This is a genomic window from Pseudomonas bohemica, assembly GCF_002934685.1.
Taxonomy (GTDB): Bacteria; Pseudomonadota; Gammaproteobacteria; order Pseudomonadales; family Pseudomonadaceae; genus Aquipseudomonas; species Aquipseudomonas bohemica.
Map to the genome: position 1 here is coordinate 144,549 of NZ_NKHL01000114.1, position 23,575 is coordinate 168,123.

General features: G+C 59.1%; 21 protein-coding genes and 1 pseudogene. 5 read left to right on the top strand and 17 right to left on the bottom strand.

The annotated features are described in order from the left end of the window. Positions 1 to 35 precede the first annotated feature (35 nt). The gene (locus CE491_RS30335) at positions 36 to 173 is read right to left on the bottom strand and encodes a hypothetical protein (protein ID WP_199885178.1); all 138 of its coding nucleotides are present in this window, start codon (positions 171 to 173) and stop codon (positions 36 to 38) included. A gap of 236 nt (positions 174 to 409) precedes the next feature. On the opposite strand from CE491_RS30335, the pseudogene CE491_RS19505 reads away from it, so the two are divergent. Further along, positions 410 to 601: pseudogene (locus tag CE491_RS19505) on the top strand (IS3 family transposase); the annotation flags it as partial. A gap of 557 nt (positions 602 to 1,158) precedes the next feature. On the opposite strand, the gene CE491_RS19520 reads toward CE491_RS19505, so the two are convergent. Continuing rightward, positions 1,159 to 1,380 (bottom strand): hypothetical protein, encoded by a 222-nt coding sequence (locus CE491_RS19520; protein ID WP_110949970.1) that lies wholly within the window; start codon positions 1,378 to 1,380, stop codon positions 1,159 to 1,161. Between the two features lie 47 nt (positions 1,381 to 1,427). On the opposite strand from CE491_RS19520, the gene CE491_RS19525 reads away from it, so the two are divergent. Further along, positions 1,428 to 2,933, top strand: a complete 1,506-nt coding sequence (locus CE491_RS19525; protein ID WP_110949971.1) for a hypothetical protein — start codon at positions 1,428 to 1,430, stop codon at positions 2,931 to 2,933. Between the two features lie 413 nt (positions 2,934 to 3,346). Here the strand turns inward: CE491_RS19525 and guaA are convergent, their stop codons facing one another. The 4 genes from guaA to CE491_RS19545 form a co-directional block, all read right to left on the bottom strand. Then, positions 3,347 to 4,924, bottom strand: coding sequence for a glutamine-hydrolyzing GMP synthase (gene guaA, locus CE491_RS19530; RefSeq protein ID WP_110949972.1), 1,578 nt, complete (start codon positions 4,922 to 4,924; stop codon positions 3,347 to 3,349). A gap of 100 nt (positions 4,925 to 5,024) precedes the next feature. After that, entirely contained in the window at positions 5,025 to 6,494 is a 1,470-nt protein-coding gene (gene guaB / locus CE491_RS19535; RefSeq protein ID WP_110949973.1) for an IMP dehydrogenase, read from the bottom strand. Between the two features lie 125 nt (positions 6,495 to 6,619). After that, complete coding sequence (locus tag CE491_RS19540) at positions 6,620 to 7,168, bottom strand: sugar ABC transporter ATPase (protein ID WP_110949974.1); 549 nt, start codon at positions 7,166 to 7,168, stop codon at positions 6,620 to 6,622. A gap of 70 nt (positions 7,169 to 7,238) precedes the next feature. Further along, on the bottom strand, positions 7,239 to 8,024 hold the full coding sequence (locus tag CE491_RS19545; protein ID WP_110949975.1) for a sulfite exporter TauE/SafE family protein: 786 nt from the start codon (positions 8,022 to 8,024) through the stop codon (positions 7,239 to 7,241). A 196-nt stretch (positions 8,025 to 8,220) separates the two neighbouring features. On the opposite strand from CE491_RS19545, the gene xseA reads away from it, so the two are divergent. From xseA to leuA, 3 genes are all read left to right on the top strand, one after another. Then, positions 8,221 to 9,600 carry an exodeoxyribonuclease VII large subunit gene (xseA, locus tag CE491_RS19550; protein ID WP_199885180.1) on the top strand — a complete coding sequence of 460 codons (1,380 nt, stop codon included), beginning with the start codon at positions 8,221 to 8,223 and terminating at the stop codon, positions 9,598 to 9,600. Between the two features lie 3 nt (positions 9,601 to 9,603). After that, on the top strand, positions 9,604 to 10,446 hold the full coding sequence (locus tag CE491_RS19555; RefSeq protein ID WP_110949976.1) for a peptidoglycan DD-metalloendopeptidase family protein: 843 nt from the start codon (positions 9,604 to 9,606) through the stop codon (positions 10,444 to 10,446). A gap of 437 nt (positions 10,447 to 10,883) precedes the next feature. Then, positions 10,884 to 12,569: a 2-isopropylmalate synthase gene (gene leuA / locus CE491_RS19560; RefSeq protein WP_110949977.1), complete on the top strand. Its 1,686-nt coding sequence runs from the start codon at positions 10,884 to 10,886 to the stop codon at positions 12,567 to 12,569. 124 nt (positions 12,570 to 12,693) lie between these two features. On the opposite strand, the gene CE491_RS19565 is transcribed toward leuA, so the two are convergent. The 11 genes from CE491_RS19565 to pilW form a co-directional block, all read right to left on the bottom strand. Further along, complete coding sequence (locus CE491_RS19565; protein ID WP_110949978.1) at positions 12,694 to 13,104, bottom strand: hypothetical protein; 411 nt, start codon at positions 13,102 to 13,104, stop codon at positions 12,694 to 12,696. Between the two features lie 119 nt (positions 13,105 to 13,223). Beyond that, a complete protein-coding gene (locus CE491_RS19570; protein WP_110949979.1) occupies positions 13,224 to 13,664 on the bottom strand; it encodes a hypothetical protein in 441 nt (146 codons plus the stop codon). 58 nt (positions 13,665 to 13,722) lie between these two features. Beyond that, positions 13,723 to 14,514, bottom strand: coding sequence for an amidohydrolase (locus CE491_RS19575; protein WP_110949980.1), 792 nt, complete (start codon positions 14,512 to 14,514; stop codon positions 13,723 to 13,725). Beyond that, positions 14,502 to 15,650, bottom strand: coding sequence for a pyridoxal phosphate-dependent aminotransferase (locus CE491_RS19580; protein WP_110949981.1), 1,149 nt, complete (start codon positions 15,648 to 15,650; stop codon positions 14,502 to 14,504). The genes CE491_RS19575 and CE491_RS19580 overlap by 13 nt, the downstream gene beginning before the upstream one ends. Positions 15,651 to 15,768: 118 nt before the next feature. Continuing rightward, positions 15,769 to 17,238, bottom strand: a complete 1,470-nt coding sequence (der, locus tag CE491_RS19585) for a ribosome biogenesis GTPase Der (protein ID WP_110949982.1) — start codon at positions 17,236 to 17,238, stop codon at positions 15,769 to 15,771. Between the two features lie 151 nt (positions 17,239 to 17,389). Next, a complete protein-coding gene (bamB, locus tag CE491_RS19590; protein ID WP_110949983.1) occupies positions 17,390 to 18,541 on the bottom strand; it encodes an outer membrane protein assembly factor BamB in 1,152 nt (383 codons plus the stop codon). After that, the gene (locus tag CE491_RS19595; RefSeq protein ID WP_110949984.1) at positions 18,534 to 19,175 is read right to left on the bottom strand and encodes a YfgM family protein; all 642 of its coding nucleotides are present in this window, start codon (positions 19,173 to 19,175) and stop codon (positions 18,534 to 18,536) included. The genes bamB and CE491_RS19595 overlap by 8 nt, the downstream gene beginning before the upstream one ends. A gap of 166 nt (positions 19,176 to 19,341) precedes the next feature. Continuing rightward, entirely contained in the window at positions 19,342 to 20,631 is a 1,290-nt protein-coding gene (gene hisS / locus CE491_RS19605; RefSeq protein ID WP_110949986.1) for a histidine--tRNA ligase, read from the bottom strand. Between the two features lie 21 nt (positions 20,632 to 20,652). Continuing rightward, complete coding sequence (gene ispG, locus CE491_RS19610; protein WP_110949987.1) at positions 20,653 to 21,762, bottom strand: flavodoxin-dependent (E)-4-hydroxy-3-methylbut-2-enyl-diphosphate synthase; 1,110 nt, start codon at positions 21,760 to 21,762, stop codon at positions 20,653 to 20,655. Positions 21,763 to 21,765: 3 nt separating this feature from the next. Beyond that, a complete protein-coding gene (locus CE491_RS19615) occupies positions 21,766 to 22,794 on the bottom strand; it encodes a RodZ domain-containing protein (protein WP_456107154.1) in 1,029 nt (342 codons plus the stop codon). Continuing rightward, the gene (pilW, locus tag CE491_RS19620) at positions 22,791 to 23,549 is read right to left on the bottom strand and encodes a type IV pilus biogenesis/stability protein PilW (protein WP_110949989.1); all 759 of its coding nucleotides are present in this window, start codon (positions 23,547 to 23,549) and stop codon (positions 22,791 to 22,793) included. The genes CE491_RS19615 and pilW overlap by 4 nt, the downstream gene beginning before the upstream one ends. Positions 23,550 to 23,575 lie beyond the last annotated feature (26 nt).

Here is a 23,575-nt window from a genome sequence, read left to right on the forward strand (position 1 = left end):
TGAGGATGAAGTTCCTCTCCGAGGGATTGTATCGCTTAGGAAAGTACGCCTTCCAAGGCACCGGCTTTGCCCTCCCCTTTTTTCGATTCCAGCACGCGGTAGGCGTGGCTGATATCGTGATCCAGATAGAGCATGTTGTCCTTCACCACGTCCCGGGCTTCACAGCGGGTCACCCCCCGTCGGTCATTTCTATCAGCACCGGCTCACCACCCCCCTTCGGCTACGGCCAGGAAGCAGCGAAGATGCCGAAGATCCATCGCTTGTTATCGCCAGAGCAGGATTGACCCAGTTGCCGAAACTTTACTGACCCAGGCTCCTAACTTGGGGAACATTACCAGTGCTGGAATTTTCACCGATCGGTGTTGGGTCAGTGTGGCATCGGCCACTGGGTCAATTCGGCGCCAGCGCCAACAGGCTATACAAGACTGAGCTGATTTACCGTCAGTCCTAGAAGAGTCGAGAAGCGGTTAAGATGGCGACCCTGGACTGGGTGCACTGGAACAACCATCAGCGCCTACTGAGGTCAATCGGGTATATACCGCCTGCAGAGGCTGAGGCAAACTTCCACCAGCAACAAGCAGGTCAGGCCATGGCAGCCTGACTTAAACGAAACGGCCTCCACGAAACCCAGGGCGATTCAGCCCCCTTCATGCCGGGCTCGGTAGTCAAGATCTGAGTATTTATCTCAATAACACGTTCAAATGGAAAGAAGATCAATTCCATTACATGTCAGCCAATTTCTGAAAGGTCTTCTTGTGCGTCCTAAGAACGAGCTTGGTTTCTGAACAAACGATCTGCCTACCCGAGTCGTCACCCAAGTCCAGCTTCTTGACGGCTTTAACTTTAGGCCTCTCTACTATGGATACGCCAGAGGTGTTCAGCCTGTGGTTAATGACTTTAGTACCCCAAACGGCTTGATCAATTTCTGCTCTCACGGTAGCACACTGAGAGGCAAGATTCACCGAGCTGTCGATAGCATCGTACGCCGCTTGCCGATTGGTATCAGTGTCGCGCCAGCGCCCAACTCAGCATCAGTCATTGATGACAGAAAAGGCGTCTGCAGCAGTAGTGCATCGATGCGTTCAATCACGCTCGCCTCAGGCGAACGCCGTAACGGCTCTCAAATCACATTCGTATCTGGATACGATCATTGAAAGGTCACTGTCCGGAGGGCGTCTGGTCGAACGAACTGTCAAAGGCAGTAAACTCCTCATCCGTCAGCTTGGCCTTGCACCCCACGTCGGCCAGCAGCGAACCAGCTTGCCCCCTGGCGGTTTCACCGTAGACATTCAAAATGTCTCGGATCTCGGCCTGAAAATGAGTTGGAACCAAGTAGACCGAAGGACCACACATCAAGCACCACCCAATTAATTGGGTCATTTCTGTGCAAGGCAGCACTCCACCTGGCAACGATAAGAAGGCACGATATGGTCAATTCAATCGGATCCCCTGCTTTACAACTGCAACCGATCCGGGATGCTCACGCGTCCAGCGCAGCCCAGGGCTCACAACCATCTCAAGCGCCGACACAGGTAAGGGAGATCACAGATCTTAGAGAACGCGCCAATGTCCATGGCTATATGCGGGAGATCTTCGCGCATCACGAGAAACGGGCCAGCCACGGAGCTGGAGCCGACGAGGTTCGGGCGGTTCATACGCATAACGCCCGCATCAGGGCGCTTGCCGACAGTCGTGCCGACAGGCTGTTGCGGGAGGGTGAGGATGAAGCAGCCATTCGCAAGACAATGGATAGCGCGCATCGTTTGGATCGTTACGCCACGACCGGAACTGCGCTCGTGGGTGGGTTGCCCTTCAGCGGGGTAGTGGCGGCTCAATTCGCCAAGCCGGAAATCGTCAGCAAGCCCACGCAGTACCTGTTCGGCGAGATAGAGAACGCTGTGACCAAGGCTGCAGCGGAGGGAGGCGTCGGAGGTATGGAAGCTCATTTCCCTGACGAGTTCTTCCAGCGGATATTTCAGGAAGCGAAGGACAACTCATTCTTCCTGAAAGCGCCCGTTGATAAATTACACGACGTCATGGTTGATTCATTCAATGAGAAACATCCTGGCAGGCTACAGGAAGCCATGGAAGACGCACGCCAGATTCAAACGTATCTCATGCGTGCGGTGGCGACAAACGTAACGTCCTTCGTGTTGACTGCCACCAACAATTCGCAACATGTCGAGACCTTCAACAAGTTTGCGGTGCCCCTTGGTAATTATGTGGCTGGTCTTGCTACGGCGCACCTCAAGCACAGCGCTCAGAATGGACGATACGAACGCGGCGAGGCGCTGCTGTTTGGGCTGAAGGATGCCGAGCCCAAGGCCAATTTCGATGAGGAAGAAGATTGGCTCAGTGTCTACAAGGCGGCGAAAACCGGCAACATACTGTCTGCCATCGGGCACGGTGGTGAGCGCTTGGGCAATATGTTGCTTGGCGCCACGTCCAATAGTCTTGACGCTTTCGGCAAGGCCCTCACCAGTGCCAACAGCATTGGGGGTGGATATATCGGACTTGGGGCAACCTTCGCAGCCCGCGGGGCCGCGCAGCAATACGCCACGAACCTGGTATCTGGTGCGGCGGTGAAGTCGGCGGTCGGTGGAACCGTCAATACCATCGGAACGGCGACCGCTTTCGGTATATGGGCCTTTGTTGCGTCGTTGTCGAGCAAGCTGTCAGATGAGGGCAAAGCATGGCTGAGCGACAACAAACATGCCGCTCCAAAGGCGGCTGTCAAGGATGGGGTCAACGCCACTCGCACCTATCTCAGTGAGCAAATCCAGAACGGCCTCAGCGGCGTGAACACTCTTCGCCAGCGCATTCGTCAGCCAAGGCCGCAACCTGATGACCTGGAAGCCCAAGTTGGTGGCAGCGCCACTGCAATGCGTAATTTAGGGGGGAACACTGCCGCAAACACCGCAGAGGGAGCCTGACTACTGTGGGACCGGCTAGGAACCCGCTGGCCTCGCATACTCCGCGGCGCGTGTATCAGGATACCGTGCACCTGCCGCGAGAAGTTTCCGTGAATCGCCCCGGGTTACGTGGAGGGTTATTCGAAGAACACTGAAGGAATTTCGCACCAAATATTTCCCCTTTCAGGGAGCAAATAGCTTGCACAGCGTGAGCCGTGTGTTGTCGCTAAATCTGAACTCCCGAAAGCCGTAACATCCTCTGAACTGCGAAGCACCCTCGATACCATGTCGGCATCAACCAATCGAACATGGTATCGGTATAACTGGCTGAAGATGCCTGCGCTGCGCACCACGACCAACGCCATTAATGACGTAGAAACCCACGTAAATATTTTATAATATTTACTTTAAAATCAAATGGTTAAGAATAAAACCTACTCCCACTCAATCGTCGCAGGCGGCTTGCTCGACACGTCATAAGTCACGCGGGAGATGCCTTCGATTTCGTTGATGATGCGGCCGCTGACGGTTTCCAGCAGTTCATAAGGCAGATGCGCCCACCGCGCGGTCATGAAGTCGATGGTTTCTACGGCGCGCAGTGCTACGACCCAGGCGTAACGACGGCCATCACCTACCACGCCAACCGATTTGACCGGCTGGAACACGACGAACGCCTGACTGACCTTGTGGTACCAGTCGGCTTTGCGCAGCTCTTCGATGAAGATGTGGTCGGCGCGACGCAGCAGGTCGGCGTACTCTTTCTTCACTTCGCCGAGGATACGAACGCCCAGGCCCGGACCTGGGAACGGGTGACGGTAGACCATGTCGTACGGCAGGCCCAGTTCCAGGCCCAGACGACGGACTTCGTCCTTGAACAGTTCGCGCAATGGCTCGACCAGTTTCAGGTTCATCTCTTCCGGCAGGCCGCCCACGTTGTGGTGCGACTTGATCACGTGAGCCTTGCCGCTTTTGGCGCCAGCGGACTCGATCACGTCAGGGTAGATGGTGCCCTGGGCCAGGTATTTGATGTTGTGCAGCTTGTTCGACTCAGCATCGAACACGTCGATGAAGGTGCGGCCGATGATTTTGCGCTTCTTCTCCGGGTCGCTTTCGCCGGCCAGGTTGTCGAGGAACTGAGCCTCGGCATTGGCGCGGATCACCTTGACGCCCATGTTCTCCGCGAACATGGCCATTACTTGCTCGCCTTCATGCAGACGCAGCAGACCATTGTCGACGAAGACGCAGGTCAACTGATCGCCGATAGCTTTGTGCAACAGGGCAGCAACCACCGAAGAGTCAACACCGCCGGACAAGCCCAGCAGCACGTTGTCGGTACCGACCTGGGCACGCACCTGAGCGATGGCGTCTTCAGCGATCTTCGACGGCGTCCACAACGCTTCACAGCCACAGATGTCGAGGATGAAGCGTGACAGGATGCGACCGCCCTGTTTGGTGTGGGTCACTTCCGGGTGGAACTGCACGCCGTAATAGCCGCGGGTGTCGTCGGCCATGCCGGCGATCGGGCAGCTAGGGGTACTGGCCAGGACGTGAAATTCGGCAGGCAATTTGGTGACCTTGTCGCCGTGGCTCATCCATACGTCCAGACCGAACAGGCCGTCGGCATCGATATGGTCTTCGATACCATCGAGCAGGCGGCTCTTGCCGACGACATCGACGCGGGCATAACCGAACTCACGCAACTCGGAACCTTCGACCTTGCCGCCCAACTGCTCGGCCATGGTTTGCATGCCGTAGCAGATACCGAAGACCGGAACGCCCAGGTCGAATACGGCCTGCGGACACCGTGGGCTGTCGGCGATGTGCACGGACTCGGGGCCACCGGCGAGGATGACGCCTTTTGGAGCGAATTCGCGAATCGCTTCGTCGTCCATGTCGAACGGGTGCAGCTCGCAATACACACCGATCTCACGTACGCGACGGGCGATCAGTTGGGTGTACTGGGAACCGAAGTCCAGGATAAGGATGCGGTGGGCGTGAATGTCGAGGGCCATGAGTCATTCTCGTCGAAAATCAGAAACAAGACGGGGCTGTGTGGAACAGCCCCGCTACAAAATTCTTGGGAAGCGCCTGGGCAATCAGGCGCTTTCCAGATCAACCTACGCGATAGTTCGGCGCTTCCTTGGTGATCTGCACGTCATGGACGTGGGATTCCGCCATGCCGGCGCCGGTGATGCGCACGAATTCAGGCTTGGTACGCATTTCCTGAATGTGGGCGCTGCCGGTGTAGCCCATTGAGGAACGCAGGCCACCCATCAACTGGTGAATGATGGCAGCCAGTGAGCCCTTGTAGGCAACGCGGCCTTCGATACCTTCCGGTACCAGTTTCTCGGCGCCTTCGGACGAGTCCTGGAAGTAGCGGTCCGAGGAGCCTTGCGCCTGGGACATGGCACCCAGTGAACCCATGCCACGGTAGGCCTTGTAAGAGCGCCCCTGGAACAGTTCGATTTCGCCTGGCGCCTCTTCGGTACCGGCGAACATCGAGCCCATCATCACGCAATAGGCACCCGCCACGATGGCCTTGGACAGGTCACCGGAGAAGCGAATGCCGCCGTCGGCGATCAGCGGAACGCCGCTGCCTTCCAGTGCCGAAGCTACGTTGGCGATGGCGCTGATCTGCGGCACGCCCACGCCAGCGACGATACGGGTGGTGCAGATGGAGCCAGGGCCGATACCGACCTTGACGCCGTCAGCGCCAGCTTCGACCAGTGCGCGTGCAGCAGCGCCGGTGGCGATGTTGCCGCCAATGACCTGCACGTCAGGGAAGTTCTGCTTGACCCAGCGAACGCGGTCGATCACACCTTTGGAGTGGCCGTGCGCGGTGTCGACGACGATGACGTCAACGCCCGCCGCGACCAGAGCATTGACGCGCTCGCCAGTGTCCTTGCCAGTGCCGACTGCAGCACCAACACGCAAACGACCTTGATCGTCCTTGCTGGCCAGCGGATAGGCCTTGGATTTCTCGATGTCCTTGACGGTCATCATGCCCTTGAGCGCGAACTTGTCGTCGACGATCAGGACTTTTTCCAGTCGGTGCTTGTGCAACAGATCGCGGACTTCGTACTTGTCGGCGCCTTCACGAACGGTGACCAGACGCTCTTTGGGCGTCATCACTTCACGTACAGGTACATCCAGACGGTTTTCGAAACGAACGTCGCGAGAGGTCACGATGCCAACGAGTTCACCGTCGTGCAGGACCGGAACGCCGGAAATGTTGTGTTGACGTGTAAGTTCGAACAGATCACGAACGGTGGCGTCAGCCTCGATGGTGATCGGATCCTTGACCACACCCGCTTCGAACTTCTTGACCTTGCGCACTTCGGCAGCCTGCTGCTCGATGGTCATGTTCTTGTGGATGATGCCGATGCCGCCTTCCTGAGCCATGGCGATGGCCAGACGGGCTTCGGTAACGGTGTCCATAGCGGCGGAAACGAGGGGGATGTTCAGTTCGATGCCACGGGTCAATCGGGTTTTCAGACTGACTTCGTTGGGAAGCACCTCGGAATAACCGGGCACAAGGAGAATGTCGTCGAATGTAAGGGCTTCTTGGCTGATACGCAGCATCGCTGGGCTCCCGAGCGGGAAAATGGAAGCGCGCCATTATACCCAGACAGACGCCCTTGCTCAATGTAAAGATCAGCCTATTTGCTAATCGAAATGATCGACCGTTCTATGGCAAGGTCCTGCTTTTATAGCCGGACTTTGACGACGGACACCGGGCGATCCAGACGTTCGGCGAACTCTTCCACGAAGCTTGCCTTGAAGCCGGCATCCAGCCAGTCGTTGAAGATGAATCCCAGGTTGGAAAAGCCGCATGGATCGAGAAAAAGGAAGCCATTGATGTCGTCTTCGTGGCGACATTCCGGGCAGATGAAGTTGTCGGTATGACCCGGCATCCACTCTTCCAGACTGTCGAACAGCGCTTCGCCGATCTCGCGGCGGCATTCGGGGCACCCGGCCTCCTCCTTGAAGCCTTGCTGCGGTGTATAGATGCAGCGCTTGAGCACGATTTCCAGGCCATTGACCGCTTGGCCATAAGGCAACGCATCAGGGTTTTCGACGAAGCGTCGGGCACCTGGAGCGATCGCGTAGGCCATACGATTGAAACTGCGCCCGCAGGTGGTCAGGTTTTGCTCGACCACGCCAAGCTTCACCAGCCAGCGCAGGATCGCCCGCGCCTTCGCCTCATGGGCCGGAAAGCTGGAGATTTGCGGGACGATGATGCTTTGCGTGTTCATGTCGGGCCTGTCTGACGCGTGATCGAGGGCGGCAGCTTAATACCACCGCCGACGAGGTCAAGTATCGCGTTCAGCCTGCCAAGTAGCGACCAATCAACGTGATGCCGCTGATCAGCACCATCCACGTTACTAGACGCACGAACGTTTCACGGGACAGACGCATGACCAGACGCCGACCAATCCACGAGCCGACGATCATCGCTGGTAGCAAGCAGACCGCCAACACCAGCAACGAGAGCTGCGCATAGACGCCGGTGATCACGAACAGGCTCAGCCGCACCATGGTGCTGCAACTGATGAGAGCGTTCTGCGTGGCGCGGGCCTGAGTCTTGTCGGTCAGGCGACCGTTGAGGTAGATCGCATATAAAAAGCCGCCGCTGCCGAACAGGGCGCCGAATAGCCCGCCCATGGTCCCCATCGGCACCGACCAGAGTGCCGACAGCTGCGTCGGGCGCACCTTCACCGCCAGGCTGTAGAGCGAATAGCCGACCAGGAACAGGCCCATCATTAACAGAAGGACATCGGACTTGAGGTTGAGCAGAAACAGCACACCCACCGTACAGCCGACCGCCATGCAGGGAATCATGCGCAGCAGCTCGCCTCGCACCACCGACTCCCGGGAAGGCAACAAGTGACTGAATGCAGCCAGGAAATCCAGCATGACCAGTAGCGGAATGATCCGTGACAAGGGCATGAAGTGGATCAGGATGGGGCCTGCGACCAAAGCGGTGCCGAAACCGGCAATGGCGAAGACCAGATAGGCCGCGATGACCCCGCCTTCGATGAACAGCCAGTCCATTGGGGTCAGCCCCAGCGAATCGACAACGCCCGACAATTCGGCGAGGGTGGTGAGCATTTTTCTTCCATGAATCGTTGAGTGGGGGGTGGAGAATACTGTAAGAGCACGCTTGCCCGCGATTGCGTTGTGCCAGTCACCAGACATTTGCCTGAATTTTCCCCCTCCCAGGCAAGCGCGCTCCTACAATGCCAATTGGCGCATCCGGCCGATCAACTGTGGTGACCCGTGCCCTAATGCCTTTATCATGCCCGCCATGATCAAAGACCCCTTCGCAAGACTCGGCCTTGACCGGGAAGTCCTCACTGTCAGCCAACTCAACGGCCGCGCCCGCGTGCTGCTGGAGGATGTGTTCTCCAACATCTGGGTCGAGGGCGAGATTTCCAACTTGTCGCGCCCGGCATCCGGCCACGTTTACTTCACGCTCAAGGACACCGGCGCTCAGGTGCGTTGCGCACTGTTTCGCAGCAACGCCGCGCGGGTACGCCAGGCGCTGAAGGACGGTCTGGCGGTCAAGGTGCGCGGTAAGGTCTCGCTGTTCGAAGGGCGTGGCGATTATCAGCTGATTCTCGACACCGTTGAGCCCGCCGGTGATGGCGCACTGCGTCTGGCCTTCGACGCGCTGAAAGACAAACTCAACGCCGAAGGTCTGTTCAGCGCCGAGCGCAAGGTGCCACTGCCGCTGCATCCACAGCGTATCGGCATCGTCAGTTCTCCCACCGGCGCGGTGATCCGCGACATCATCAGCGTGTTCCGCCGCCGCGCGCCGCAGGTCGAACTGACACTGATCCCGACTGCGGTGCAGGGCCGCGAAGCGATCAATCAGATCGTCCGCGCGCTGAAACTGGCCGACTCCCGCGGCTTCGACGCGTTGATTCTGGCCCGTGGCGGCGGCTCGCTGGAGGACCTGTGGTGTTTCAACGAAGAAGCGGTCGCCCGTGCCATCGATGCCTGCGTGACGCCTATCGTCAGCGCAGTCGGTCATGAAACCGACGTCTCTATCAGTGATTTCGTCGCCGACATCCGCGCGCCGACGCCGTCTGCGGCTGCCGAACTGCTGGCCCCTGATTCGAGTGACCTGCATCGTCGGGTTGAAAGCCTGCAACGTCGACTGATCAGCCGCATGCAGGATCGGCTGATGCGCGAGCAACTGCGGCTGGACGGCATTTCCCGTCGCTTGCGTCATCCAGGCGAACGTCTGCGCCAGCGCGCCCAGCGCCTGGACGATCTGGACATGCGCATGCGCCGGGCATTCGAACAGCAGATGCACAAGCGCCACGTGCGCATGACGCATCTTGAAAGCCGTCTGGCGGCACAACATCCCGGGCGCACCCTTGCGTTTCTGCGTCAGCGGCTGGATGTGCTGGCCGAGCGCCTGCCCCGTGCGATCAGGGAAAACCTCAAGACACGGCGCCTGCAGTTGCAGAGCCAGGTGCAGACCCTGAACGTGGTCAGCCCGCTTGCCACTCTCGGTCGCGGATATAGCATCATGCTGGACGAGCGCGGCAGAGCCATTCGTGCCGCCGAGCAGACGCACACCGGCCAGCGCCTGACGGCAAAGCTGGGCGACGGCGAGCTGCAAGTACGGGTCGAAGACAATCATCTGACACCCGTCACCCTTTCTCTTCTGGACTGATCGATGCTGCCTGTTATCTTCCGTTCTCTGGCCGGGGCCGCGCTGGCCATGTGTCTGGCGCTCCCGGCGCATGCCGACAGTTACATTTCACGCCTGCTGAACAAGCCCGTGCCCGGCGGTGTTGCGGTGGTGGACCTCGGCGTGGCCGCTCAGGCGCCGAAAGCCACTTTTCAGGGCAAACCGGTGCTGGTGGTCAAGGATCAGGACGCTCGCTGGCTGGCCGTTGTCGGCATCCCGTTGAGCGTCAAACCCGGCGCTTTGCAGCAGGTGAACAGTGGCGGTCGTAATTTGCCGTTCACGGTGGGCAGCAAGAAATACCCTGAGCAGCACATCACCCTGAAGAATCAGCGACAGGTCAACCCGAACCCCGACGACTTGAAGCGCATCGAGCAGGAGCTGGATGTGCAGGTGCGCGCCTATCGCAGCTTCAGCCCCGTCACGCCGAGCAACCTGTTGCTGGACAAACCAGTGGACGGCCCGCTTTCGAGCAAATTCGGCGTGCGCCGATTCTTCAACGGCGAAGAACGCAACCCTCATGCCGGCCTGGACTTCGCGGTTCCGGCAGGCACGCCGATCAAGTCGCCGGCTGCTGGCAAGGTCATCCTGATCGGTAACTACTTCTTCAACGGCAACACCGTGTTCGTCGACCACGGCCAAGGCTTTATCAGCATGTTCTGCCACATGTCGAAGATCGACGTGATAGTCGGCGACGCCGTGCCTCGCGGCGGTGTAGTGGGTCGCGTCGGTTCCACCGGCCGCGCCACAGGGCCGCATATGCACTGGAACGTCAGCTTGAACGATGCGCGGGTCGACCCGGCGATCTTCATCAATGCGTTTCAACCTTAAGATCCAATCCCAAGACGCGCTGCAAAACTCGCGGGAGTGAGCTTGCTCACGAAAGCGACATCACACTCACCAACGATGTTGAACATGCCCACGTATTCGTGAGCAAGCTCACCTCCGCACGAGATGCATTGCGGCTTACGAACGCGGCCAACAATAAATAGTCGCCAACCCCCGATCAGCCGCTAAAAAATCGCGAACAGCGGCGTGTTTCGAGTTCTTATCCCAATTTTTTCCAACTGCTTGCCAGCTTTCATCTCATTGTTTACGGTTGGAGGCATGAAAACCTCCCAAACCCTCATTTTGCTGCGTCAACATCGCTGCCTCAGTCTCGTCAGTGCACGACTGCCAGGCTAAATAGCGGTGCCTCGACCCTGTCTGTCTAAATTAATCGGCTGGCCGCCTTCTCTCGGCCCTGAGTACAAAAAAGGATTACTCCCATGTCCATGCTCAAAGATCCCTCGAAGAAGTACCGCGCATTTCCTGTCATCGACTTGCCTGACCGCGCCTGGCCTTCCAGGACCATTACCGAGGTGCCGATCTGGTGCAGTTCCGACCTGCGTGACGGTAACCAATCGCTGATCGAGCCTATGGATTCGGTCAAGAAACTGCGTTTCTGGAAAACCCTGGTTCAAGTGGGCGTCAAGGAGATCGAAGCGTCCTTCCCGGCCGCTTCCCAGACTGATTTCGACTTCGTCCGCACCCTGATCGAAGACGGTCACATCCCGGATGACACCACCATTCAGGTGCTGACCCAAGGCCGTGAAGACCTGATCGCGCGCACCTTCGAATCCCTGCGTGGCGCCAAGAAAGCCATCGTGCATCTTTATAACGCCACATCGCCGTCGTTCCGCCGCATCGTCTTCAATCAGGACAAGGACGGCATCAAGGCCATCGCGGTCAATGCCGCCAAGCTGTTCGTCAAATACGCAGCCCAGCAGCCAGAAACCCAATGGCAGTTCGAGTACTCGCCGGAAACTTTCAGCGCCACCGAGTTGGATTTTGCCAAGGAAGTCTGTGACGCCGTGGTCGAAGTCTGGAACGCTACGCCGCAGAACAAGGTGATCCTCAATCTGCCAGCGACCGTTGAAGTCGCCACGCCGAACATCTATGCCGACCAGATCGAGTGGTTCTGCCGCAATATCAACCGTCGCGACAGCGTGATCATCAGCCTGCACACCCACAACGACCGCGGCACAGGCGTTGCTGCGACCGAACTGGGGCTGATGGCCGGTGCCGATCGCGTCGAAGGCTGTCTGTTCGGCAACGGCGAGCGTACCGGTAACGTCGATCTGGTGACGGTTGCCCTCAATATGTACACCCAGGGTCTGAACCCGCAACTGAACTTCTCCGACATCGACGGCGTGCGCAAGGTTGTCGAAGAGTGCAACCAGATTCCGGTGCACCCGCGTCATCCGTACGTTGGCGATCTGGTCCATACCGCGTTCTCCGGCTCGCACCAGGACGCCATCCGCAAGGGCTTCACCCAGCAGAAAGAGGACGCGCTGTGGGAAGTGCCGTACCTGCCAATCGACCCGGCGGACATCGGCCGCAGCTACGAAGCGGTGATTCGCGTGAACAGCCAGTCCGGCAAGGGTGGCATCACCTATCTGCTGGAACAGGAATACGGCATCTCCCTGCCGCGTCGCATGCAGATCGAGTTCAGCCAGGTGGTTCAGGGCGAAACCGATCGTCTGGGCCTGGAAATGACCGCGCAGCAGATCTACTCCCTGTTCAAGACTGAATACCTGCAAGCCAATAAGCCTTATGCGCTGGTCAGCCATCGTCTGCAGGAAGAAAACGGTCACAGCGCGGTTGAAGTCGAAGTCACCGGCAAGGGTGACGGCGAAAGCAACCTGCACTGGAAAGGCCGCGGCAACGGTGCGTTGGAGGCCCTGGTGGCCGGTCTGCCGGTCAAGGCGGAAATCATGGACTATAACGAGCACGCCATCGGCGCAGGCACCACGGCCAAGGCTGCTGCCTACATTGAACTGCGCGTGAACGGTGATCGTGCAGTGCACGGTGTCGGCATCGACGAGAACATCACCACCGCCAGTTTCAAGGCGCTGTTCAGCGCGTTGAATCGCGCGCTGATCCAGGCCGAGTCTGCGGCACAGGCTGCCTGATCGGAGCAGGCTGAGAAGGTCACCGCCACAGTCGGTGTGGCGGCCCACCTCGGAATCGCACCGCAGCCGCAAAAAAGGCCCTGAAGCGAACGCTTCGGGGTCTTTTCACTTCTGGCCTTTTTAATCAGGCAGTGGTGCTGACGCTATCTTTCATCAGTTCGAGCAAGGCCGCCTGCTGAGCGTTCAACTGCGCCATGGTGCCAGCGATCTGCTGCTGGATAGCCATGACCTGCTGCGCCTTCTCCTGCTCGGGCGCGTTGCTATTCTGCGCTGCCGCCAGCTGTGCCTGCTGTTGCTGGAGGACCTTCTCGGTCTGCTTGATTTGCTCTTGCAGCTGCTTGATCGCCTGCTCCTGCGACGAGGTGGCCGCGTCATCTGCCTTGCCAGCGCCTGTGGCCTGAGGGTCTTTATAGACGTTTACCCGCAGATGCACATTGGTCGCGGTCGCGTCGTTCTTGGTGGGCTCGTCATTTTTGAACCCAGCTGAGATAACGCTTGAGTAGGCACTCAACGAACTCGTGTTGATAGTGGTCATCATGAACTCCCTGTTAGTGCACTTTGTATCGGCCTGCTTACAAAGAACTGAAGTTCACCAATCTGCGCGCGTGAAAATACCCCACGGCTGGGGCCATGGAGTATTTGCGGATCGGTTTGTCAGGCGGTGGTGTTGATGCTGCCCGACTGCTGCAACTGCACCAACGCCGCTTCCTGAGTAGCGAGGGTGGCGGAGGAGGAGGAAATCTGGGACTGAATGGCCATCGCCCGCTGGTTTTTTTCTTCGTCGGAGCCGCTGCCAGACTGAGCGGCCGCCAGTTGCTGCTGTTGTTCCTGCAACTGTTTTTGGGTTTCCTTGATTTGCTCTTCGAGCTTCTCGATCGCTTGTTCGCTTTCGCTGGAAGAACTGGAGCTGCCACCCGCGCCACCCGCGCCGCCTGCTGCACCGGCTTGTGTGGTGGAGGCGGTCGCGGCGGCTGCGGTGGTCGAGGTATCGCTGTCAGTGCTGTCGGTACTGGCGGTCGTGGTGGCGTCTTTCTTGACCGAGAGAGTGAAGCTGCTGGAGTAGGAAGCGAGTGAGGATGCGTTGATGGTGGTCATACCGATCTCCTGTTTTGGTACAACGCTATCGACCGCATCCCCTTCAAACTCTATGACTTTAGTGTATCTCGAATGTATCCGCGTCGAGATATGCCGGGAATTTCTGCCGGTATGCCGCCAGACTGTCAGCCGACAGACTGACGTGAAACACGCCATCGGCCTCGCCAATGTTCAGCAAACTCTCGCCCTGAAAATCCAGCACCTGGCTGTCGCCGGTGTAGGCGAAACCTTTGCCATCGGTGCCGATGCGGTTCACGGCTGCTACATAACACAGGTTTTCGATGGCACGCGCGGGCAGCAACCGGTTCCAGTGTAGACGTCGGGCCCCGGGCCAGTTGGCGGTATATAGCAGCAAATCAGTGTCTTGCGCGCCGCGGCTCCAGACCGGAAAACGCAGGTCGTAGCAAATCAGCGGCCGAATTCGCCAACCTTTGAGTTCGAACTGCACCTGACGCTCGCCAGGGCTGTAATGTTCATGTTCGCCGGCCATGCGGAACAGATGGCGCTTGTCATAGTGCAAAAGCTCGCCATCAGGGCGCGCCCACAGCAGGCGATTGCGATGACCGCCATCGGCGTCGCGAACGATCACGCTGCCCGTCACCACAGCGTCGAGGCGCCTGGCCTGATTCAGCAACCATTGCGAGGTGATACCGTTCTCGGGTTCGGCGAGCGTCTCGGAGTCCATAGAAAAGCCGGTGGTGAACATCTCCGGCAGGATCACCAGATCAGCGCCTTCGGCTTGAGAAAGCAGCTCTTCGAAGTGCGCATGGTTGGCCAGGCAGTCGTGCCAGACCAGCGTGGTTTGCACCAGGGCGATGTTCAGGTTTTGCAGTTGGCTCAGATCGCGCATAGTTTTTCCGCTGCCAGACGCAACGTCTCCTCACGCTTGGGAAAGCACAGGCGAATCAGACGCTGGCCCTCAGGTGGGTTTTGGTAGAAGACCGATGGCGGAATGCTCGCCACCCCGTGTTCACGGGTCATCCACAGCGACATCTCGACGTCATTCAAGTCTGGACGAATCTGCGAGTAATCGACCAGCTGGAAGTATGTCCCGGCAGCGCGCTTGAAGTTGAAGCGCGAGGACTCCAGGCGATCGCAAAAGAAGTCGCGCTTGGCTTGATAGAACGCAGGTAGCTCTTCGACATGCTCAGGGCACGCGGCCATGAAATCGGCCAGGGCCCATTGCAGCGGAGTGACGCCGCAGAAACCGACGAACTGGTGAATCTTGCGCATCTCGGCGGTCAAAGCGGGCGGCGCTACCAGGTAACCGGTTTTCCAGCCGGTCACGTGATAGGTCTTGCCGAACGAACTGACCACGAAGGCACGTTCGTACAGTTCTTCGTGAGCCAGAACGCTGGCATGCTTCACGCCGTCGAACACCAGATGCTCGTACACCTCGTCACTGACCAGATAGATATCGCGATCGCGGATCAATGCCGCCAGTTGGTCCAGTTCGTCGCGAGTGATCAGCGCACCGCTCGGATTGTGCGGGCTATTGATAATGATCATACGAGTCTTCGGACTCAGCGCAGCGCTGAGTTGCTCCCAGTCGATGGAGAACTCGCCATCCTTGAGCTGCACATGCACACAGCGCCCGCCCGCCAGCTCTACTGACGGCTCGTAACTATCGTAGCTGGGGTCGAAAACGATGACTTCGTCGCCTGCGCGCACCACGGTCTGGATCGCGCAGAAGATCGCATGGGTTGCGCCGGGGGTGATGGTGATTTCGCTGTCGACATTGACCTGACGACCATAGGAACGGGCGATCTTGGTAGCGACTTGCTGGCGCAGTACAGGCAGCCCGGCCATCGGCGCATATTGGTTAAAGCCATCCATGGTGCGACGGCAGAGGGCTTCGCGCAGCGCGTCAGGCCCATCGAAATCGGGAAAACCCTGAGAAAGATTGATCGCCCCGGTATCGGCTGCAAGCTGGGACATCACGGTAAAGATGGTGGTGCCAACGTTCGGCAATTTGCTGCTGATCATAGGGTTTTCCTGCTCCACACCCGGTTCCAGAACGGCACGGGGACCCGCAGAATAGCCCATCCTGAAAGCATAAAAAAAGGCGCCATTGGCACCTTTTCGAAGAAAGTCCGCTATCGAGTCAGCGTTTATCCTTGCGCTTTTTCTCGGCTTTCTTGTGGTGCGACATCAAGCGACGCTTCTTGTTGACCTGACGGTCGGTGAGCGTGTTCTTGTTGCCTTCGTACGGGTTGTCGCCACCCTTGAACTCAATGCGAATGGGCGTACCGACCAGCTTGAGTACGCGACGGTAGGTGTTCTCCAGGTAGCGCACGTACGACTTCGGTACTTTCTCGACCTGATTACCGTGGATCACGATCAGCGGCGGGTTCGCACCACCCAGGTGAGCATAACGCAGCTTGATCCGACGGCTGTTGACCATCGGCGGCTGGTGCTCGGTAACGGCGTCCTCGAGAATCTGCGTCAGACGGCTGGTCGGCCAGCGTGTCACGGCTGACTTGAACGAGTTCTGCACCGATTGATACAGGTTGCCAACGCCAGTGCCATGCAGTGCCGAGATGAAATGGATATCGGCGAAGTCGACGAAGAACAACCGGCGTTCCAGTTCGGTCTTCACGTAGTCGCGCTCGCTCGGCACCATGCCATCCCACTTGTTCAGTGCGATGACCAGCGCGCGGCCGGCCTCCAGGGCGAAGCCCAGCAGGTTCAGATCGTGGTCGACCACGCCTTCGCGGGCGTCCATCACGAAGATCACCACGTTCGCGTCTTTAATCGCCTGCAGGGTTTTGACCACAGAGAATTTTTCGACTTCTTCGTGGATCTTGCCGCGCTTTCGCACACCGGCGGTGTCGATCAGCGTGTACTTCTCGTCGTTGCGCTCGAACGGGATGTAGATGCTGTCGCGGGTAGTGCCGGGCTGATCGTAAACGATGACGCGGTCTTCACCGAGCATGCGGTTGACCAGTGTCGACTTGCCGACGTTCGGACGACCGATGATCGCGATCTTGATGCCGTCTTTTTCGCTCGGACCAGGAATGCGCTTGGCTTCTTCGCCTTCAGCGACGTCCTCCTCTTCGCCCTCTTCCACTTCATCAGCGTCTTTGGGGAATTCGCGCAGGGCGATTTCCAGCATCTGCGTGATGCCGCGACCGTGGGCACCGGCTACCGGAATGGCATCGCCCATACCCAGTGGCGCGAACTCGGCGCGCGCCATGTCAGGGTCGATGTTGTCGACCTTGTTGGCAACCACGTACGAGGTCTTGTTGCGCTTGCGCAGGTGCTCGCCAATCATCTGGTCGGCTGCGGTGAAACCGGCTTTGGCGTCTACCAGAAACAGCACGACATCGGCTTCTTCGATGGCCAGCAGCGACTGCTCGGCCATTTTTTCGTCCATGCCGTGTTCATCACCGGAAATGCCGCCGGTGTCGATCAGGATGTAGGTACGCCCTTGCCACTTGGCCTCACCGTATTGGCGATCACGGGTCAGACCGGACAAGTCGCCGACGATGGCGTCGCGAGTCCTGGTCAGGCGATTGAACAAGGTGGACTTGCCGACGTTCGGTCGACCCACCAGGGCGATTACGGGAACCATGCGGCTCTCCACTTCGTTATTTCAGAAAATACAAAAGCCGCTGCAAGGCAGCGGCCGGAGTTCGGAGCGGCACCCTAAGTGCCGCGAGCCCCGTCAGAGCGGGGCTGCCAGAGAATGCCATTGACAGGCTTTTCTCCAGCATAGACAGCCATCACTTGATCGTCAGGGCTTCCAGCTTGCCGCTGTTACCGAAGACGTAAATAGTGTTGCCCGACACCAGCGGGCGTGCACGCAAGCCATCACTGTCGATTTTTTCACGGCCAACGAAGTGACCGTCGACCTGGCTCAGCAGGTGGAGATAGCCTTCCATGTCGCCGACGGCTACGTAGCTGGAGAACACTTCAGGCGAACCGAGTTGACGGCGAGCCAGCGAGTCGTTGCTCCACAGCGCGGTGGACGAACGTTCATCGACGCCTTCCACGGTGCCATTGGCCAGGGAAACGTAGACGCTGCCGAAGCCCTGGGCCACGCCCGAATAGCTCGACGCATCACGCTGCCACAGCACACGGCCGCTCTGCAGCTCCAGGCCCGCAATACGGCCCTGATAGGTTGCAACGTACAGCGTGCTGCCGGACAACAGCAGACCGCCGTCGATGTCGACTACACGATCCAGCTCCGAGCGACCCTGTGGAATCGCTACGCGCTGTTCCCAGACCGGCACGCCGTTGGTGGTGTCCAGCGCCACGACCTTACCGGTCGACAGGCCAGCGAGGGCCAGTTGCGGGGTCACGATCGGCGCACCGGTGCCACGAAGGGTCAGTACCGCAGGACTGCTTTCGTAGATCCAGCGCTGGTTGCCGGTGGCGGCATCGTAACCGATAACCTTGTCGTCCTGGGTCTGGGCAACGACCACATCACCGTTGGTGGCTGGGGCGGACAGCACTTCGCTGGTCGCCTTGGCCTTCCATTTCTGCTCGCCGGTCGCTTCGTCCAGGACGATCACTTCGCCGCGCAGCGTGCCGACCATGACCAGACCGAAACCTACGCCGACAGCGCCGGAAACAGGCTGCTCGAGCTCTTTCTTCCAGACCACGTCGCCGTTGCCGCGATTGATCGCCATGACCAGACCGTTGGCGTCGGCGGCGTAGATATTCTCGCCGTCGATGGCTGGAACCAGCATGTTGTAGATGTCGCCCTGGCCATCACCGACCGAGCGGCTCCACAGCTTTTGCAGAACCACTTCCTCTTTGAAGTCGGTCAGCTCTGCCGGAGGCAATTCCTTTTTGCTGTTGCTGCTGCAACCCGCGGCCAGAATGGCCAGAGCCAGCAATGCTGCATGTTTCCAACGGATCACGTCACGCATCCCCTTTCGCCAGATCGTCGAGCTTCATTTGCAGACCGCCTACCGCCGATTGCTCGGACAGTGCAGCCTTGGCTTTCTTGTATGCAGCGTAAGCGTCATCGGTACGACCCAGCTGAACCAGCAGGTCACCGCGCAGCTCTTCACGAGCGGCTTCGAAAGACTTGTCGACCTGACCGTCGAGCAGCTTCAGCGCGTCTTCAGCCTTGTTCTGTGCCGCAAGCACGCGAGCCAGACGTTGACGTGCGATTTCGCCAAGCGTCGGGTTGACCGGCTTGTCGCTGACGGCTTTCAGCTCGTTTGCAGCGTCGTCCAGCTTACCGGTGTCGACCGCGACCTTGGCCACAAACAGACTGCCGTATTGCGCGTAGGCAGTGCCACCGAACTCGCTTTTCAGCTTGCCGGCGATCTCGGCCACTTGACCGGCATCCGCCTGGCCGCTTGGGGTCAGCGCCGTTTCCAGCAATTGCTGGTACAGGGCCGAAGCACCTTGTGCCTGACTGTTCTGATAGCGGTGCCAGAACTGCCATCCCAACACCACGATCACTGCGAGCAGACCGCCGGTGACCAGGGGCTTGCCGTTACGTTGCCACCAGTCCTTTACCGCTGCCAGCTGTTCATCATCAGTACTCGACACCCCATTACTCCTATTCGCGTCGCTCAATCGGCTTTCGAAGTGGCTGTGCTCGGCCTTGCTGCGTTGAAAACAGGGTCGCAATGCTCATTTAGGTGTCTAAACTCCGCTTGCTCGCCTGTTTTCGCCTTGCCTGACCTTCGCTCGCCGACCTCGATTAGATGCTTGTTCAATCCTGCACGATGCAGGTGGCCAGGTGCTCGGACAGAGCATCCCAGGCAATATTTTGTTGTTCGCCCTGACCGCGCAGAGGCTTGAAGCCCACTTCCTTGCGTGCCAGCTCTTCATCACCAAGAATCAGCGCATACAGCGCGCCGCTCTTGTCAGCCTTCTTGAACTGGCTCTTGAAACTGCCAGCTCCGGCGTTGACCTGCAGACGCAGGTTCGGCGCCTGATCGCGCAAACGCTCGGACAACGCCAGTGCGGCCAGCTCGGCTGGTTCACCGAAGGCGCAGACGTAGACGTCGATGGTGCGCGAAATTTCTTCCGGAACCTGCTCCAGGGTTTCCAGCAGCAGTACCAGACGCTCGATGCCCATGGCAAAACCGACGCCGGTGGTTGGCTTGCCGCCCATCTGCTCGACCAGACCATCGTAACGACCACCCGCGCAGACAGTGCCCTGAGCACCCAACTGATCGGTGACCCATTCGAAAACGGTCTTGCTGTAGTAATCCAGGCCGCGCACCAGTTTCGGGTTGATCACGTAAGGAATCCCGGCCGCATCCAGACGCGCTTTCAGGCCCTGGAAGTGAATCCGCGATTCTTCGTCCAGATAGTCCGCCAGCTTCGGCGCATCGACCAGCACAGCCTGGGTTTCAGGATGTTTGGTGTCGAGCACGCGCAGTGGGTTGGTTTTCAGGCGGCGCTGGCTGTCTTCGTCCAATTGCTCCAGGCGCGCCGACAGGTACTCGACCAGCGCCTCGCGGTAGCGGGCACGGGCTTCGCTAGTGCCGAGGCTGTTCAGTTCGAGCTTGACCGCATTGCGGATGCCCAGCAGACCCCACAGGCGCCAGGTCAGCACGATCAGCTCGGCGTCGATGTCCGGGCCGTCGAGGTTGAAGACTTCGCAGCCAATCTGGTGGAACTGGCGATAACGGCCTTTCTGCGGGCGTTCGTGGCGGAACATCGGGCCGATGTACCAGAGTTTCTGCACCTGACCACCACCGGTAATGCCGTGCTCCAGCACAGCGCGCACGCAGGCCGCCGTGCCTTCAGGGCGCAGGGTCAGCGAGTCGCCGTTGCGGTCGGCAAAGGTGTACATCTCTTTCTCGACGATGTCAGTAACTTCGCCGATCGAGCGTTTGAACAATTCGGTGAACTCGACGATGGGCATGCGGATCTGGCGATAACCGTAGTTATCCAGCAAACGCGATACGGTGCCCTCGAAATAGCGCCACAGCGGCGTCTGGTCCGGCAGGATGTCGTTCATGCCACGGATGGCTTGCAGAGACTTACTCACAAAAATTCCTTGGAAACTGGGTTAGCCGCGAACGATCAGCGCTGCGTCGGCCTGGACCTTTTCGGCCGCTTTCTCACGAATCAAGCGCTCGAGCTCATCCACGAGATTGTCATTGGTCAGCTTTTGCGACGGTTTCCCATCGATGTAGATCAGGTTCGGCGTGCCGCCGGTGAGGCCGACATGGGCCTCCTTGGCTTCGCCAGGACCGTTCACCACACAACCGATCACCGCGACGTCCAGCGGGACCAGCAGATCTTCAAGGCGCCCTTCCAACTCGTTCATGGTCTTGACCACATCGAAGTTCTGCCGCGAGCAGCTCGGGCAGGCGATGAAGTTGATGCCACGAGAACGCAGATGCAGCGACTTGAGGATGTCGTAACCGACTTTCACTTCTTCAACAGGATCGGCGGCCAGCGAGATACGAATGGTATCGCCAATTCCTTCGGCCAGCAGCATACCTAGGCCGACGGCCGATTTCACCGTGCCTGAACGCAAACCACCCGCTTCGGTGATGCCCAGGTGCAGCGGCTGGACGATTTGCCTGGCCAGCAAGCGGTAGGCTTCGACGGCCATGAACACATCCGAGGCCTTCACGCTGACCTTGAAATCCTGGAAATCCAGGCGATCGAGGTGCTCGACGTGGCGCAGGGCCGACTCCACCAAGGCTGCCGGGGTGGGTTCGCCGTATTTCTTCTGCAGGTCCTTTTCCAGGGAGCCGGCGTTGACGCCGATACGGATCGGGATGCCGCGATCACGGGCTGCGTCCACCACCGCGCGCACACGGTCTTCACGACCAATGTTACCCGGGTTGATGCGTAGGCAATCGACGCCCAGCTCGGCCACGCGCAACGCGATCTTGTAGTCGAAATGGATATCGGCGACCAGAGGCACCTTGACCAGCTGCTTGATGCGACCGAACGCCTCGGCGGCGTCCATGTCGGGCACGGAGACGCGAACGATGTCCACACCGGCCGCTTCCAGTCGGTTGATCTGCGCAACAGTGGCTGCGACATCGTTGGTGTCGCTATTGGTCATGCTCTGTACCGCGATCGGCGCATCACCGCCGACCGGCACGGAACCGACCCAGATTTTACGAGATTCGCGACGTTTGATCGGAGATTCGCCGTGCATGACTTATTGCCCCAGCTTCATGCGAGCCGTTTGGCCCGAAGTGAAAGGTGTGACGTCCACCGGCTGACCGTTGTAGCTGACCTGCGCGGCATGGGCCACGCCCAGGCGCACTGCCAGAGGCGGTTTGCCGCTGACATCGATGCTGTCACCCGCACGCTTGAGGCCGCTGGTCAGCACCTTGCCGTTGCTGTCGGTGACCTGGAACCAGCAATCGGCGGTGAATTGCATCTGCACCCGACCGAACCCTGCCGGAACCGGCGCGGCTTCAGCGGCAGCCGGGGTCTGTGCAGGCGCCGGTGCAGGGACGGCAGCCGTAGCCGGAGTGGTTGGCGTGGCATGAGCGGGCGCCGAAGGCGTTGCAGGCATGCCATGGCTCGGCGCAACGCCAGGCGTAGGCGCCGTGGTGACCGGCGCTGGGGTGGTGGGCGCAGCAGAGGTTGCCGGCGGTTGCGCGGAGGAGTCAGCGTTGTTCAATGGCAATGGCGCAGTGTTGCTCTGCCCCTCCGCGACAGCCTGATCTTCCGGCTCGTCCAGCGGATGAATCTGCGTGGTGCCGTCGGCGCTTTCGACTTCGACGTGCTCCATGCCCAGATTGGGCGGTTCCTTGCCGCGCAGGGTCGCCTGATCCTGCCACCAGACAAAGCCACCGCCGATCAATGCCACCAGCAGCAACAGGCTGACGATGCGCAGAATGTTATGCGACAGGCGCACGGGCTCTTCGATGCGACCCAGGGCATGCACGTCGCTGCCCTTGCCGTCGGTACCGGTGTACTGGTCGAACTGACTGACCAATGCGGTCTGATCCAGGCCCATGAGTTTCGCGTAGGCACGGATGTAGCCCCGGGCGAAGGTATGGCCCGGAAGCTTGTCAAAGTCCCCCGACTCCACATAACCCAGGGAAGTCACGGTGAGGTTCAGCCTCAAAGCCACATCTGGCAGCGACCAGTTTTTACTCTCGCGAGCCTGGCGCAACGTTTCGCCAGGGTTCGTACGAGTGGCTGCTACAACTTCGGGATGCGCCGCTTTCATCATTGCTCCGACAGGTATTGCTGATATTCCGGCGTACCGGGATAGAGTCTTTTTAGTTGCAGGCCATAACTGGCTGCCTTGTCGCGATCTTCATAAATCTTCGCCAGACGCGTGCCCAGCAACAGACTACGTGCATTCTGCTCGCTCAGCTGGATGAAACGGTCGTAATAGTCACGCGCCGGCACATAATGCCTGTCTTCGTAAGACAACTCAGCCATTTCCAGCAACGCACGCGGTTGCTGACGATCAAGCCTCAAGGCCTTGTTGAATTGTTCCAGTGCCGCATCACGGTTACCCAGCATCAGCGAGGTCATGCCCAGGTTCTCGAAAACCCTGGCACGTTCGGCGTAGAGGTTATCATCGGCGGCCTGTTCAAAGCGCTCGTAAGCTTCCTTGTAGCGCTTCTGCTCGTAGAGAAAACTGCCGTAGTTGTTAAGGATGCGCGCATCCTTGGGACGAGAGGACAGTGCCTTCTTGTAGTACTGATCGGCGAGTTGTGGCTCAGCCTCGGCCTGAAACACCAGCCCCAGCGCCGCGTTGGCATCCGCATCGGAACTGTCCAGTTCCAGCGCCTTCTTCAACGGAGCCTTGGCGCGCTCCATCTGCCCCTGCTGCAGATAGCCCAGACCCAATTGCACATACGCCTGTCGAGCATCCTTACGCCCCTTGCCGGTACTTAGCGGGTCGACGTTGCCAGTGGAAACACAACCAATCAGCAGCGTGGCAAAACTCAGTAGCAGCGCAGCGCGCAGGGACATAGAGATCCTCTCAGTCAAATTCGCAG